This is a genomic window from Streptomyces glaucosporus (assembly GCF_039533345.1).
Taxonomy (GTDB): domain Bacteria; phylum Actinomycetota; class Actinomycetes; order Streptomycetales; family Streptomycetaceae; genus Streptomyces; species Streptomyces glaucosporus.
Genome location: NZ_BAAATJ010000014.1, coordinates 144,673 through 158,244 on the forward strand (window position 1 = coordinate 144,673; position 13,572 = coordinate 158,244).

General features: G+C 74.9%; 12 protein-coding genes. 2 read left to right on the forward strand and 10 right to left on the reverse strand.

The window, feature by feature from the left end; all coding sequences use genetic code 11:
• Positions 1-23: 23 nt before the first annotated feature.
• The gene (locus ABD358_RS16530; protein ID WP_344631788.1) at positions 24-584 is read right to left on the reverse strand and encodes a winged helix-turn-helix transcriptional regulator; all 561 of its coding nucleotides are present in this window, start codon (positions 582-584) and stop codon (positions 24-26) included.
• A gap of 56 nt (positions 585-640) precedes the next feature.
• On the opposite strand from ABD358_RS16530, the gene ABD358_RS16535 reads away from it, so the two are divergent.
• Positions 641-1,852, forward strand: coding sequence for a pyridoxal phosphate-dependent aminotransferase (locus tag ABD358_RS16535; RefSeq protein WP_344631789.1), 1,212 nt, complete (start codon positions 641-643; stop codon positions 1,850-1,852).
• 106 nt (positions 1,853-1,958) lie between these two features.
• On the opposite strand, the gene ABD358_RS16540 is transcribed toward ABD358_RS16535, so the two are convergent.
• The 3 genes from ABD358_RS16540 to ABD358_RS16550 all read right to left on the reverse strand — a co-directional run bounded on the left by ABD358_RS16540 (position 1,959) and on the right by ABD358_RS16550 (position 4,932).
• Complete coding sequence (locus ABD358_RS16540; RefSeq protein WP_344631790.1) at positions 1,959-2,930, reverse strand: MBL fold metallo-hydrolase; 972 nt, start codon at positions 2,928-2,930, stop codon at positions 1,959-1,961.
• Between the two features lie 143 nt (positions 2,931-3,073).
• Positions 3,074-3,721, reverse strand: a complete 648-nt coding sequence (locus tag ABD358_RS16545) for a response regulator (protein WP_344631791.1) — start codon at positions 3,719-3,721, stop codon at positions 3,074-3,076.
• Entirely contained in the window at positions 3,712-4,932 is a 1,221-nt protein-coding gene (locus tag ABD358_RS16550) for a sensor histidine kinase (protein ID WP_344631792.1), read from the reverse strand. Before ABD358_RS16550 ends, ABD358_RS16545 begins: the two co-directional genes overlap by 10 nt.
• Positions 4,933-5,041: 109 nt before the next feature.
• Here ABD358_RS16550 and ABD358_RS16555 point away from each other — a divergent pair, with 109 nt between their 5' ends.
• Positions 5,042-6,562: a serine hydrolase domain-containing protein gene (locus tag ABD358_RS16555; RefSeq protein WP_344631793.1), complete on the forward strand. Its 1,521-nt coding sequence runs from the start codon at positions 5,042-5,044 to the stop codon at positions 6,560-6,562.
• Between the two features lie 37 nt (positions 6,563-6,599).
• Here ABD358_RS16555 and ABD358_RS16560 read toward each other — a convergent pair whose 3' ends face one another.
• From ABD358_RS16560 to ABD358_RS16585, 6 genes are all read right to left on the reverse strand, one after another.
• Complete coding sequence (locus tag ABD358_RS16560) at positions 6,600-7,310, reverse strand: ABC transporter ATP-binding protein (protein WP_344631794.1); 711 nt, start codon at positions 7,308-7,310, stop codon at positions 6,600-6,602.
• On the reverse strand, positions 7,303-8,226 hold the full coding sequence (locus tag ABD358_RS16565) for an ABC transporter ATP-binding protein (RefSeq protein WP_344631807.1): 924 nt from the start codon (positions 8,224-8,226) through the stop codon (positions 7,303-7,305). The genes ABD358_RS16560 and ABD358_RS16565 overlap by 8 nt, the downstream gene beginning before the upstream one ends.
• A 59-nt stretch (positions 8,227-8,285) precedes the next feature.
• Positions 8,286-9,212, reverse strand: a complete 927-nt coding sequence (locus ABD358_RS16570) for an ABC transporter permease (RefSeq protein ID WP_344631795.1) — start codon at positions 9,210-9,212, stop codon at positions 8,286-8,288.
• A complete protein-coding gene (locus tag ABD358_RS16575; protein ID WP_344631808.1) occupies positions 9,209-10,177 on the reverse strand; it encodes an ABC transporter permease in 969 nt (322 codons plus the stop codon). Before ABD358_RS16575 ends, ABD358_RS16570 begins: the two co-directional genes overlap by 4 nt.
• A gap of 92 nt (positions 10,178-10,269) precedes the next feature.
• The gene (locus ABD358_RS16580; protein ID WP_344631796.1) at positions 10,270-11,874 is read right to left on the reverse strand and encodes an ABC transporter substrate-binding protein; all 1,605 of its coding nucleotides are present in this window, start codon (positions 11,872-11,874) and stop codon (positions 10,270-10,272) included.
• Positions 11,875-12,136: 262 nt separating this feature from the next.
• A complete protein-coding gene (locus ABD358_RS16585; RefSeq protein ID WP_344631797.1) occupies positions 12,137-13,126 on the reverse strand; it encodes an acetylxylan esterase in 990 nt (329 codons plus the stop codon).
• Positions 13,127-13,572 lie beyond the last annotated feature (446 nt).

Consider the following 13,572-nt stretch of genomic DNA (forward strand, 5'->3'; position numbering starts at 1 on the left):
TGCCGCAGCGCGTCTCGGCGGGGTCACTCCCGCTCCCCACTGCCGATGATCTTGAGCACGGTGTCGGTGTCCATGACGAGGCGTTCGTCGGGGTGCTCGGCGGGGCCGTCGGCGTAGGCGGGTCCGGCCTCGCCCAGGGTGACGTGGAAGGCGCCCTCGTCGAGCCGGACCTCGACGACGCCCTCGGTGCGGCCGGTGGTCTCGGCCAGGTGCCGCATGAGCGGCACGGCGAACCAGTGGGCCCGCACGGCGTCGGTGGGGCGCCGCTCGGCGAGGGCCGGGGCGCCCCAGTCGGCCAGCGCCGTCAGCACGGGGAGCAGGCCGCGTCCCCGCTCGGTCAGCTCGTACACCGACGCCGCGGCCGGGGGCGGCAGGCGGCGGCGGGTGACCAGTTCCTCGCGCTCCATCTCCTTCAGCCGGGCCGCGAGCACGTCGGTGGAGACGCCGGGCAGGTCGGCGTGGAGGTCGGTGTAGCGGCGCGGACCGGCCAGCAGTTCGCGGACGATCAGCAGGGTCCAGCGCTCCCCCACGACGTCCAGGGCGCGGGCGACGGGGCAGAACTGGTCGTAGCTTCGGCGTGGCATGACGTCAGCCTAACGGAAAGTTGGACTTTCCAAGTGCCCACTTGGTAAAACCAAGTATGGAGTTCAAACAGTCGAGCAAGCTGACCGATGTCTGCTACGAGATCCGCGGCCCGGTGGTCGAGCACGCCAACGCCCTGGAGGAGGCCGGTCACAGCGTGCTGCGGCTGAACACCGGCAACCCCGCGCTCTTCGGCTTCGAGGCCCCCGAGGAGATCCTGCAGGACGTCATCCGCACGCTCCCGGCCGCGCACGGCTACAGCGACTCGCGCGGCATCCTCTCCGCGCGCCGGGCCGTGGCCCAGCACTACCAGGAGCGCGGGCTCACCGAGGTGGGCGTGGACGACGTCTTCCTCGGCAACGGCGTCTCCGAGCTGGTCCAGATGGCCGTGCAGGCACTGGTCGACGACGGCGACGAAGTGCTCGTCCCGGCCCCCGACTTCCCGCTGTGGACGGCCGCCCCGACGCTCGCGGGCGGCCGGGCCGTGCACTACATGTGCGACGAGTCCGCCGACTGGCTGCCGGACCTGGACGACATGGCCGCGAAGATCACCAGCCGGACCAGGGCCATGGTGATCATCAATCCCAACAACCCGACCGGCGCCGTCTACCCCAGGGAGGTGCTGGAGGGGATGCTCGACCTGGCCCGCCGGCACCACCTGATGGTCTTCGCCGACGAGATCTACGACAAGATCCTCTACGACGACGCGGTCCACCACCACGCCGCCCTCCTCGCCCCCGACGTGCTGTGCCTGACCTTCAGCGGCCTGTCCAAGGCGTACCGGGTCGCCGGCTTCCGCTCCGGCTGGCTGGTCGTCACCGGGCCCAAGCAGCACGCCCGCGACTACCTGGAGGGCCTGACCATGCTGGCCTCGATGCGGCTGTGCCCCAACGTCCCGGCACAGCACGCGATCCAGGCGGCGCTGGGCGGACGGCAGTCCATCGAGGACCTCGTGCTGCCCGGCGGGCGCCTGCGCGAGCAGCGCGACCGCGTCTGGCAGAAGCTCAACGAGATCCCCGGCGTGTCCTGCGTCAAGCCCAAGGGCGCGCTGTACGCCTTCCCCCGGATCGACCCGGACGTCCACCCCATCCACGACGACGAGAAGTTCGTCCTCGACCTGCTGCTGCGCGAGAAGATCCAGGTCGTCCAGGGCACCGGCTTCAGCTGGCCGCGCCCGGACCACTTCCGCATCCTCACCCTGCCGCACGCCGACGTCCTCGACGCGGCGATCAGCCGGATCGGCCGCTTCCTCGCCGGCTACCGCCAGTGATCCGCGCCGCCCGCGGCCGGGAGCGCCCCGCCGGCCGCGCCGGGCCCGCTCGCCCGCCGGTCCCCCTCCCCGGCGGGCGGACGTCCGCGACCGCGGGCGGGCCTCCTCACCCCGCGTACGGCTGCCAGACGGGGCCGTCGCCGCTCCGGCGGACGCGGCCGAACACCACGTCGGCGAAGTGCCCGCCGAAGCCGATCGTGCCGGGCTCCTCCAGTTCGGCGACGAGCCGGCGGCGGAACGCCGCGGACAGTTCGCGGTCGTGGTCGGGGGCGGCCGACCACTCCGGACGGCCGACCTGGACCGGGGAGTGCATCGCGTCGCCGAAGGCGATCAGCCGCCGCCCGCCCGCGGACCCGTCCCCGGTCCCGTCCCCGGAGACGACGTACATGGCGTGCCCGGCCGTGTGGCCCAGGGCGTACACCACCCGCACGCCGGGGAAGACCTCCTCCCCGTCGGCCACGGTGCGGACGCGGGGTTCGATGGCCGCGAGCACCTCCCCGGTGACGCCGGACGCCTCGGCGAGGTGCCGCTGCTCCCACTCGGGACCGGTCAGCAGGTGGTCGGCGTGGGCGAAGGCGAGCCGGCCGGTGCCGGGGACGGGGTGCCAGGCCCATCCGACGTGGTCGATGTGCAGGTGGGTGATGGCCACAGCCTCGATGTCCTCCGGGCGGCGGCCCACGGCGGCCAGGCTGTCCAGCAGCGCGCCGGCGCGGATCTCGCCGATGGGGCTGCCCGGCTGCGCCGGGAACGCCTGGGGTCCGAAGCCCGTGTCGATCAGCAGGGCCCGGCCGTCCCGCTCCACCAGCAGGCCGCCGATGCTCGCCACCAGGTGGCCGGAGTCGTCGAGGTACTCGGGGTGTTCGGCCCACACCTCGTCGGTGGTGTCCGGGAACCAGCCGGTCGGCACGAGTTGCGCCGCGCCGTCCGGCACGTAGGTGACCTTCGTCCTGCCCAGCCGCAGCGTCCGGATGCCCGAGGGCCGCCGCAGCCGTTCACCCCTCCCGGACGCCCCCGCGGGCGCGCCCTCGGCGCTCACCGTGCTTCCCGCGCTCCCCGTGCTCTCCGTGCTCTCCGCCATGTCCCCTCCCCTTCCCACGCCGTGCGTGTCCGCAGGAGCCCGCCCGAGGCGTGGACGGCGGGCCCCACCATCACCATCTCCACCGACGCCCCGCGCCAAAAGGGGAGTCGGGGGCGCCCGCCGGGCCGTCGCCCTCCGTTCGTTCAGGCCCGCAGGTAGGCGAGGACGGCGAGAACGCGCCGGTGGCCTTCGCCGTCCGGGTGGAGGCCGAGCTTCTGCAGGATGTTGCCGATGTGCTTGTTCACCGCGGCCTCGGTGACGTGGAGGTCACGCGCGATGGCGGCGTTGGCTCGTCCCTCGGCCATCAGCGAGAGCACCTCCCGCTCCCGCGGCGTGAGCCGCCGCAGCGGGTCGTGCCGCCGGTGCAGGAGCTGACGCACCACCTCGGGGTCCATCACCGTGGCGCCGGCGGCCACCCGGACGACCGCGTCGACGAACCAGGCGACGTCGCCGACCCGGTCCTTGAGCAGGTAGCCGATGCCGCTCCCGCCCCCCAGATCGAGCAGGTGCTCGGTGTAGGACCGCTCGATGTACTGACTGAGCAGCAGGACCGGCAGGGTGGGGTGCGCGCGGCGGAGGGCCGCGGCGGCGCGGAGGCCGTCGTCGCCGTTGTCCGGTGGCATCCGGATGTCTGTGACGACGATGTCGGGACCGTGTTCGCGGACCGCGTCGACCAGTGCGTCGGCGTCGCCGACGGCGGCCCGTACCCGGTGGCCGAAGCGGGTCAGCACACCGACCAGACCGTCCCTCATCAGCGCCGAGTCCTCGGCCAGTACGACGTTCAGCGACACGGCAACTCCACGTGCACCAGGGTGGGTCCGCCCATCGGGCTGGACAGCCGCATTCTGCCGTCCGCCGCGGCGACGCGGTCGGCCAGGCCGGACAGCCCGCTGCCTCCGGCCGGATCCGCTCCGCCGACGCCGTCGTCGCGGACCGTCAGCACCAGCAGGTCCGCCCGCAGCCGGGCGTGGATCTCCACCCGGGTGGCGCGGCTGTGCTTGGTCGCGTTGGCCAGCGCCTCGGCGACGACGAAGTAGGCCGTGCTCTCCACGGCGGCGTCCGGCCGCCGCGGGAGCCGGATGTCGACGGTGACGGGCAGGACGGAGCGGGTGGTGAGGTTGCCGACGGCCGCGGCGAGTCCGTGGTCGGCGAGGGCCTTGGGGTGGACACCGCGTCCGAGTTCGCGCAACTCCTCGACGGCCGTCGTGATCTCCTTCTGGACGACGGCGAGTCGATCGCCGACCGGCGAACCGGGGTCCGCGTCCAGCCGGGCCATGCCCAGCATGACGTTGGCCGAGACCAGGCGCTGCTGGGCGCCGTCGTGCAGGTCCCGCTCGATGCGCCGCCGCTCCGCGTCGAAGGCGTCCACCAGGCGCGCGCGGGAGGCCCGCACCTCGATCAGTTCCCGGCCCAGCTCGCCGTCGCGCGGGGCGAGGACCAGCCGGGTCAGCGCGGCCCGGGCGCCGGCCCAGGCGGTGACGGTGTACGGGGCCGCGGGCAGCATGCACACCCCGACGACCAGCCACGGCCAGGCGGCGGGGTCGTCCACCGGCGACGTCATGAGCAGCACCGGCACGGCCAGGGCGAAGCCCAGGACGAGGGCGTCCATCCACCACAGGGCCCCCAGCAGCACGGCGGTGAAGCCCAGTTCCCGCCAGGTCGCCGGCTCGCGCAGCCGGGTCCGCAGCCAGGCGCGCGGCCCCGGACGGCCGGGCGGCCGGTGCGGGTCCGGCGCCGGGTCCAGGTCCACCAGCCGAAGCCTCCGGCGTTCGATCCGGGCGACCAGGACACCGGACAGGGCCACGCCGAGCAGGACCACCGCTCCCACGGCCACGGCCAGCAGGACCACCCCGGCGACCACCGCCGGTACCAGGACGGCGGTGACGGCCGCGCCGAGGGCGGCCCCGGAGGACAGATAGGCGAAGGCGCGCCAGGGCCAGCCGGAGGCGAGGAATCCCCACGGATGCTGCGCGAGAGCCTGCCAGGCGGTTCGAACCTGCATGCGCCGACCGTACCGATCCGCCGGCCCCCGCGCGGTAGTGCCCGCACTACCCTCGAAACTCGTGCGCTCGCCAGTGCGCCGCCCGGTCCCGTTCCGGTGCACTGCCGGCATGCAGAGAACCCTCCTCCGCGGTGCCCGGCGCCGGGCGGCCGGGCTGGCCGCCGCCCTCGGCATCCTCCTGGCCTCCCCCGCCGTCTCCCCGCCGGCGCTCGCCGCCCTGCCCGCCGATGGGCCCGCCGCCCGTCTGGACCCGGCCTCCATCGACAGGTTCGTGGAGGACTACCGGAAGCGGACCGGTCTGCCCGGTGCCGTGGTGGCGGTGACCAGGGGCGGTGGGACCGTCCACGCCGCCGGGTACGGCCGCACGGCGTCCGGGGAGGACATGACCGCGCGGACCCCGGTGCCCATAGCCTCGCTCTCCAAGTCCATGACGGCCCTGGCCGTCATGCGCCTGGTCGACGAGGGCAGGGTCGACCTCGACCGGCCCGTGCGGCACCACCTCCCCGAGTTCGCCATGGCCGATCCGCGCGCCGAGGAGATCACCGTCCGGCAGCTGCTGAACCAGACCTCGGGCATGGCCGACTCCGCCCACCCCGAGATGACCCTCCCCCACCCGCGCACACTCGCCGGCGCCGTCGCCGCCCTGCGCGGGGCGCGGCTCGCCGACGCCCCGGGGAGCCGGTGGAACTACCACAACCCCAACTACTTCGTCTCCGCCCGGCTGGTGGAGGTCGTCGCCGGACAACCCTTCGCGCGCTACATGGCCGACCGGGTGTTCCGGCCGCTGGGCATGACGCACACCCGCTCGGTCGCCTCCACCGACGAGATGCCCGACCGCGCCCGAGGGCACGTCCGCGCCTACGGCAAGGTGTTCCGCGCCTCTCAGCCGCGCTGGTTCGCCGCCGGAGGCCACGGCGTCGTCACCACCGCCTCCGACCTGGCCCGATGGCTGATCGCACAGCACAACCGCGGCGTGTCCGCGGACGGCCGGCGCGTGGTCTCCGCGCGGGGCGTCGAAACCACCCACACCCCGCCCCCGGGGCGCGACTACGCGATGGGCTGGTCGCGGGGAGCGCCCGGGGAAGGGCCCCGGCAGCTCCGGCACTCCGGTGAGCTCCTCACCCACAACGCCGTCCAGATCCTGCTGCCGGACAGCGGGATCGGCATCGCGGTCGTCACCAACACCGGCATGGTCTCCGGCGACGACTCCTCCGTCATCGCGCGCGGACTGGTCGATCTGGCCCGGGGCGAGAACCCCGGGGCGGTGAAGCCGTTCAGCATGACGGCCGACCCCGTCCTCGCGGCGCTCACACTGCTCGCGGTCGCCCTCGGCGTGCCGGGCGTCGTCCGGGCGCGCCGCTGGGCCGGGCGCGCGGTGGACCGGCCGCTGTGGCGGACGGTCCTGCGGTCGCTGCCGTACGCCCTGCCGGTCCTCCTCCTCGTCCTGCTCGGCGATCTCGTCGGTCTGCTGACGAACCGGGCAGCGGACCTGGCGCTGCTCGCCCGGCTGTGGCCCGCCTTGGTCGTCTGGTCGGCCGTGACCGCGGCGGTCTGCGCCGTCGTGCTCGTCGCGCGGGGGGCGGCGGTGTTCCACGTCCGGCGCCGCGGCCGGCCCGGTCCGGCGGCCTGAGCCGGCCCGGGCCCGCCCCGGTGTCACGCGGCCGGTGTCACGCGGCCGGGAAGTCCACCACCCGGTCGCACCAGCGCCTCAGCAGCACCCGGTCGTGGCCGACCGCCAGGAGCGCGGTGCCGTGGGCGCGGCGGTGGTCCTCCACGGCGGCGACGAGGGCCGCGGTGGTGGAGGCGTCCAGCATCGCGGTCATCTCGTCGCAGATCAGCAGCTTCGGACGGAGGATCAGCGCGCGGGCCAGGCAGGCGCGCTGGAGCTGGCCGTCGCTGACCTCGTGGGGACGGCGGGAGAGGAGGTCGCCGCCGAGGCCCACGGAGGCGGCCAGTTCGGGCAGGCGGCCGGGGATCTCGTCGCGGCGTCCGGTGGCGCGCAGGGGCTCGGCGATGGTGTCGGCGAGGGTGAGGCGGGGGTCGGCGGCGAGGCGGGGCTGCTGGAAGACCACCCCCACCGAGGTGCGCAGTTCACGCGGGGCGCGGTGGCGGAAGCCGCGCACCTCCCGGCCGCCCAGCCGGACGGTGCCCGCCCAGGGCCGGTGGAGCAGGGCGGCGACGCGGGCGAGGGTGGACTTGCCGCAGCCGCTGGGCCCGAGCAGACCGACGGCCTCGCCGCCGGCCACGGTCAGGGACACTCCGTCCAGCACGGGCGCGCGGCGGTCGTATCCGGCGGCGATGCCGAGGAGTTCGAGGGCCGGTGCGGAATCCGGTGCGGCGGTCGGACCGGCGGTCGGCGCGGGTGTCGGCTCAGGCATCGGCCGTCTCCGGGGTGTGGACGTACGCGTGGTGGCAGGCGACCGCCCGGCCGGGTGCGCCGGTCAGGGCGGGCACGGCGGCGCAGGCGTCGTCGGCGCGGTGGCAGCGGGGGGCGAAGGCACAGCCGCCGGGGAGGGCGTCCAGTTCCGGGGGCATGCCGGGGATGGGGGTGAAGGCCCGTTCGGGCAGGGCGTCGAGCAGGCCGCGGGCATACGGGTGCCTCGGGCCGGGGGCGCCGAAGAAGCCGTCGGCGTCGGCGAGTTCGACGACGCGTCCGGCGTACATCACGGCGACGCGGTCGGCGACGCGTTCGGCGGCGGCCAGGTCGTGGGTGATGACCAGCAGCCCGTGGCCGCCGTCCACGTGGCGGCGGAGCTCGTCGACGGTGCGGTCGACGAGGTCGCGGTCCAGGCCGGTGGTCGGCTCGTCGGCGATCAGCAGGGGGGCGTCGCCGACGAGGGCGAGGGCGGTGGCGGCGCGCTGGGCGAGGCCGCCGGAGAGCTCGTGGGGGTGGCGGTCGAGGTGGTCGGCGGGGAACGCGGCGCGTTCGGCGGCCCGTTCGGCGGCGGCGCGGGCCTCGCTCCCGCGCGCCCCGGTCAGCTCCCGCACGGTCTCCTCCAGTTGGGAGCGGACGGTGCGCACCGGGGTGAGGTGCGCGGCGGGGCTCTGCGGGATGAGGGCGACGCGCCGGCCGCGGACGGTGCGGGCCAGGACGGCCTCGTCGGCCGCGATCAGGTCGAGGCCGTCCAGGAGGGCGGAGCCGCGCACCTGGGCGTTGCCGGGCAGCAGTCCCAGCAGCGCGGAGGTCAGCACGGACTTGCCGCAGCCGCTCTCGCCGACCAGGGCCAGGCACTCCCCCGCCGCCAGGTCGAAGGACACGTCCGTCACGGCGGCGACGGTGCGCCCGCCGCGCATCCGGAAGCGTACGGACAGGTTCCGCACGGACAGCTCGGCCGTCCGGGTCGTCTGGGCTGTCACAGCATCAGCTCCGATCGGCGGCGCGGGTTGATCCGCTCGCGCCAGGCGCCGGCGAGCCCGGCGATGGCGAGGGTGGGGACGATGATGAACAGGCCGGGCCAGAGCGTGGTCCACCAGGCGCCGGCGAGCAGCGTGCCGCGCGCGGCCTCGACCATGGTGCCGAGACTGGCCTGGTGGGCGGGGATGCCCAGTCCCAGGAAGGACAGCGCGGACTCGTGCCAGACGGCGTGCGGCACCATCAGCACGGCCGCCAGTCCGGCCTGCGGCAGGACGCCGGGCAGCAGGTGCCGTACGGTCACCCGCCACCGCGAGGCGCCTCCGGAGACCGCCGCGTCCAGGTAGGGGCGGCCGCGCAGCGAGTGCACCTCGGCCCGGACGATGCGGGCGGTGGAGACCCAGTGGGTGAGGCCGACGGAGGCGACGACGGGCCAGACGCCGGGCCGGAACATCGCCACGATGAAGACGCCCATCAGCAGGTGGGGGACGGACGCGAAGACGTCCACGGTGCGCATCACCAGCCGGTCGACCGTGCCGCCCAGCGCTCCGGCCGCGGCGCCGACGGCGATGCCGACGACCGTGGCGACCAGGGCGGCCACCACCCCGACCAGCAGTGAGACCCGCAGCCCGTACACGCAGCGCAGCAGCAGGTCGCGGCCCATCTCGTCGGTGCCGAACGGGTGCGCCCAGGACGGGGGTTCGAGCTTGGCGGCGAGGTCGACGGCCTGCTGGTCCAGGGGGAACAGCGGCGGTACGGCCAGGACGGCGAGGACGGTGGCGGCCACGAGCGCGAGCGACAGCAGTCCGCGCGGCGTACGGGCCGGACGTCCGCCGGCGCCGGCGGTGCGCCACGCAGCAGCGCCGGAGGCGGCGGGGCCGGCGACAGAGCCGGGGGCGGGGCCGGGGGCGGGGTCGGTGGCGGTCACATCTCCTCCAGGTCGACGCGGGGGTCGGCCAGCGCGTACAGCAGGTCGGCCAGCAGGTTCCCGGCGAGGACGGCGAGGGTGGCGAGCACGGTCACCGCGGCCAGCAGCGGGAAGTCGCTGTCGGTGGCGGCCCTCACGGTGGCCGAGGCGACGCCGGGCCAGCTGAAGACGGTCTCCACCAGCAGGGCTCCGGTGATCAGTTCGGGGACGCGGGTGCCGATCAGGGTGAGCACCGGCAGCAGCCCGGAGCGCAGGGCGTGGCCGAACAGGACGGTCCGCTCGCGCAGCCCCCGGGCGCGGGCGCCGCGCACCGGGTCCTCGTGGAGGGCGTCGGCGACGCCCTGCCGTGCGTAGAGGGCGAACCACGGCAGCTGGGAGACGGCCAGCACCCCCACGGGCAGCACCAGGTGGCGGGCCAGCGAGCCGGCGGTGACCTCCTCCTCGCCGAAGTCGGTGAGCCCGCCGGCGGGCAGCACCCCGAGGTGGAGGGCGAAGAACCAGACGGCGAGCAGGCCGAGCCAGAACGGCGGGGCCGCCTGGAGGACGTACGCCGCGCCGGTGACGCAGCGGTCGAGCCATCCGCCGCGGCGGCGCGCGGCGGCGACGCCGAGCAGTGTGCCGATCGCCACCGCGAGGACGAACGCGATCGCGCACAGCAGCACGGACCAGCCCATGCGCTCGCCGATCACCTGGTCCACCGGCTGGCGCAGGGACACCGACCAGCCCAGGTCCCCGCCCAGGGCGGAGGTGAGCCAGCGCCACCACTGCTCGGTGAACGGGCCGTCCAGGGCGAGATTCTCCCGCAGCTGGTCGAGGGTGTCCTGCGAGGCGCGCAGTCCGGCGCTTCCGGCGTACTGGCGCACCGGGTCGAAGGGGGACGCGGCCGCCAGGGCGAAGGCCCCCAGGGTGACGGCGGCCAGCACGGGGACGGCGGCCAGGGCGCGCCGTCCGGCCAGGCGGGCCATTCCCGCCCAGGGCAGCCCCCGGCTCCGGGCGGGCGCGGGGCGGGGCGGGGTCCGCGTCCCCGCCTCCGCCGTCTTCGTCGTGGCCGGGACCGTCACTTCGCGGGCCGCCAGTCCTCGACGTTCCACCAGGGGCCGGTGCCGAAGCCGTGGTCGTGGGGCTCGACCTGGGTGGTGACGTCCTTCCAGGCGTCGTCCATCACGTACACGTGGTCGATGTGGGTGAGGAAGGTGTAGCCGGGGTTCTCGGCCAGCTCGCGCTGGACGGTGGCGTAGGCCTCGGCGCGGGCGTCGCGGTCGCCGGCGCGGCGGCCCTCCTCCAGGGCCCGGTCGACGGCCGGGTTGTCGTAGGCGGCCATGTTGTTGAAGCCGTCCAGGGCGAGGGAGGAGTGCAGCAGCGGGTAGAGGTCGAAGTCGGGGTCGGCCGGGCTGCCGCCGCCGGAGAGGACGGCGTCCTTCTTCATGCGCGGCTCGATGACCTCCCAGGTGCCGGACTCGACGGTGACGTCGACGCCGATCCTCTTGGCGTCGGCGGCGTAGGCGAGGGCGTGCTCCTGGCGGAGCCGGTCGCCGGAGGGGTACCAGAGGGTGAAGGCGGCGCGGCGGCCGTCCTTGCGGCGCACCCCGTCCCCGCCGGGCTTCCAGCCGGCCTCGTCGAGGATCTCCTTCGCCCGCTCGGGGTCGTGGCGGCGTTCGGTGCCCTTGGCGAACCAGGGGCTGTCGGTGGGGACGGGCCCGTACGCGGCCCGGCCGGCGCCGTTCAGGACGCTGTCCACGAGGGCCTCGCGGTCCACGGCGATGTCGAGGGCGCGGCGCACGGCCCGGTCGCCGGTGACGGGGTTGGCGGTGGGGAGGGTGACGGCCCGGAAGTCGGCGGTCTTCGCCCGTATCACGCGCTTGCCGGTGTCCTCGGCGTCCTTGCCGAAGGTGTCGGCCAGGGCGGGCGGCAGGATCGCGGCGTCGAGGTCGCCGGAGCGCAGCCGGGTGGCGCGGATGTCGTCGTCCTTGATGATCGCCATGGTGAGCTTCCGCACCTCCGGCGCGCCGCCCCAGTAGTCGGGGTTGGCCTCGAAGACGAGCTTCTCGCCCTTGCTCCAGTCGGCGAGGACGTACGGGCCGGTGCCGACCGGGTCGGTGTTGTAGGGGGCGGTGTTGACGTCCTTCCCCTCCAGCGCCTCCTTGGAGGCGATGGGCAGCACGGTGCGCTCGGCGAAGGCGGCGTAGGGGTACTTCAGCTCGAAGACGACGGTGTGGTCGTCCTTGGCGGTGACGTCGGCGAGGGCGTCGAGTTCGCCCTTGGAGGGGTTGTTGGTCCTCTCGTCGAGGATGGTCTGGTAGGTGAAGACCACGTCCTCGGCGTCGAAGGGGGTGCCGTCGCTGAAGGTCACCCCCTTGCGCAGGGTGTAGGTGTACGTCCTGCCGCCGTCGGCGACCTCGGGGAGTTCCGCGGCGAGGGCGGGCTCGAGTTCCATGTCGGCGTCGTGCCGCAGCAGCCCGTCGAAGATCTTGGAGTTGCCGTCCTTGCCGTAGCCCAGCAGGGGGTTGAGGGTCTCGGGCTCCTGGGCGACGCCCACCACCAGGGAGTCGTCCGCCCCGGTGCCGCCACCGCCCTCGGAGGGTGCCGAGCAGGCGGCCGTCCCCGCCAGCAGAGCACCGGCCGTCACGGCGGCCACCGCGGCCCGTACCACCCGGACTGTCATGATCCACACCCCTGTTGCAGGAACCCTGTTGTTGCGAGCAGCTTGCAATTAAACACCAGGGGTGTGTCAACCACCGTCCCGGGGGCCGGACTCCGCACTGCGCCGCGTCCGGCCCCGGCCCGGCAGGCCGACGCCCCGCGCACTGCTGCGCGCGGGGCGTCGGGAAAAATCGCCGGGGGTCCTCGCCGGCGCCGGACACGGCGGGTGGTCCGCCCCGTCCGGGCGGCGGGCCCGGTGCCGCGTCACACGGCCGGCGGCACGGTCACGCGCCCGCCTCGGGGGCCAGGCCGTGCCCGCGCAGCCACAGCAGCTGCTCGTGCTGCTGCGAGGAGCGCCCTCCGGCGTGGTCGCCGAAGTGCCACACCCGGATGTCCTTGTCCTCCCCCGCGTAGCGGTGGTACGCGGCGAAGACCGTGGACGGCGGGCAGATCGGGTCCATCAGGGCGACGCTGAACAGGGTGGGGGCCGTGGCGCGGCGCGCGAAGTGGAGCCCGTCGAAGTAGTTCAGGGTGGCGAAGACGCTGTCGGGCTCGACGCGCTTGTGGACGCCCAGGTAGTGGGCGATCTCCGGGTAGGGGCCGGCCGAGGCCAGTTCGGCGCCGCGCCGGAAGTGGCACAGGAACGGCACGTCCACCAGCGCCGCCGCCACCTTCTCCGGGGCCAGCCCGGCCACGGCCAGGGCCAGTCCGCCGCCCTGGCTGCCGCCGGCTACCACCACCCGCTCCGCGTCCACCGCCGGGTGCTCGCGCACCGCGTCCACCGCGCGCACGCAGTCGGTCATCAGCCGCCGGTAGTAGTGGTGGGCGGGGTCGTCCAGGCCGCGGGTCATGAAACCGCCGACGTACTGCGGGGTGGTCGCCGGATCCGGGTCGGGGGTGTCGTGGCCCTGGCCCCGGCTGTCGACGACGAGGGTGGCGTAACCGGCCGCGCTCCACAGCAGGTGCTCGATGTACAGGCCGCGTCCGCCGCTGTAGCCGATGTAGTTGACCACGGCGGGCAGCGGCCGGCTCGCGCCGCGCGGCAGGATCAGCCAGGCCGCGACGGGCTGGCCGTCCCAGCCGGGGAAGCGCACGTCGTACACCTCCACGGTGTGCAGCGGGGCGTCCTCGACCCGCCGGTACTCCGCCGGGCCGGAGGCCGCGGCCCGGGCCGCGGTGAGGGTCTTGGACCAGAAGGCGTCGAAGTCCCCGGGCTCGGCCACCTCGGGCCGGTAGTCGCGCAGCTCGTCCAGCGGAAGATCGGTCAGCGGCATGTGGGCATCCGTCCCCTCGTCGCAGTAAGCGCTTTCCCCGGCAACTTACGGTTCGGGCGTTGCCCGGTCAACGGCACGGCCCCCGCCGCGGGGCCCGGGACGCCACCCCGGCCGGAGCGCGACGCATGAGCCCTTCCCCTTCCGCCGGTGCCGCACTCCCCCGCCCGGCTTCGGCCCCCGCTCCACCGGACGCGTACGCCGCCGGCCGGACGTCCGCCGTCCCCGGGAATCCGGTGCGCCCGCCCATCCTTTCCCTCCGGCGGCTGTGTGATCGGCCACGGGTTCCGTCCCGCCCTGGCCGCCGGACCGGCGCCCTGCCAGGATCGGCGCCATGCCCAACGCCCTTCTCCGTGATGTGTATGTGGTTGATGCGGTGCGTACCCCGGTCGGCCGGTACGGCGGTGCTCTGTCCCGGGTCCGCCCGGACGATCTGGCGGCGTACACGA

What these genes read in the sequence shown, in the direction of transcription:
- ABD358_RS16530 (WP_344631788.1), bottom strand. Translation starts at nt 584, where the DNA reads ATGCCACGCCGAAGCTACGACCAGTTCTGCCCCGTCGCCCGCGCCCTG.
- ABD358_RS16535 (WP_344631789.1), top strand. Translation starts at nt 641, where the DNA reads ATGGAGTTCAAACAGTCGAGCAAGCTGACCGATGTCTGCTACGAGATC.
- ABD358_RS16540 (WP_344631790.1), bottom strand. Translation starts at nt 2,930, where the DNA reads ATGGCGGAGAGCACGGAGAGCACGGGGAGCGCGGGAAGCACGGTGAGC.
- ABD358_RS16550 (WP_344631792.1), bottom strand. Translation starts at nt 4,932, where the DNA reads ATGCAGGTTCGAACCGCCTGGCAGGCTCTCGCGCAGCATCCGTGGGGA.
- ABD358_RS16555 (WP_344631793.1), top strand. Translation starts at nt 5,042, where the DNA reads ATGCAGAGAACCCTCCTCCGCGGTGCCCGGCGCCGGGCGGCCGGGCTG.
- ABD358_RS16560 (WP_344631794.1), bottom strand. Translation starts at nt 7,310, where the DNA reads ATGCCTGAGCCGACACCCGCGCCGACCGCCGGTCCGACCGCCGCACCG.
- ABD358_RS16565 (WP_344631807.1), bottom strand. Translation starts at nt 8,226, where the DNA reads ATGCGCGGCGGGCGCACCGTCGCCGCCGTGACGGACGTGTCCTTCGAC.
- ABD358_RS16575 (WP_344631808.1), bottom strand. Translation starts at nt 10,177, where the DNA reads ATGGCCCGCCTGGCCGGACGGCGCGCCCTGGCCGCCGTCCCCGTGCTG.
- ABD358_RS16580 (WP_344631796.1), bottom strand. Translation starts at nt 11,874, where the DNA reads ATGACAGTCCGGGTGGTACGGGCCGCGGTGGCCGCCGTGACGGCCGGT.
- ABD358_RS16585 (WP_344631797.1), bottom strand. Translation starts at nt 13,126, where the DNA reads ATGCCGCTGACCGATCTTCCGCTGGACGAGCTGCGCGACTACCGGCCC.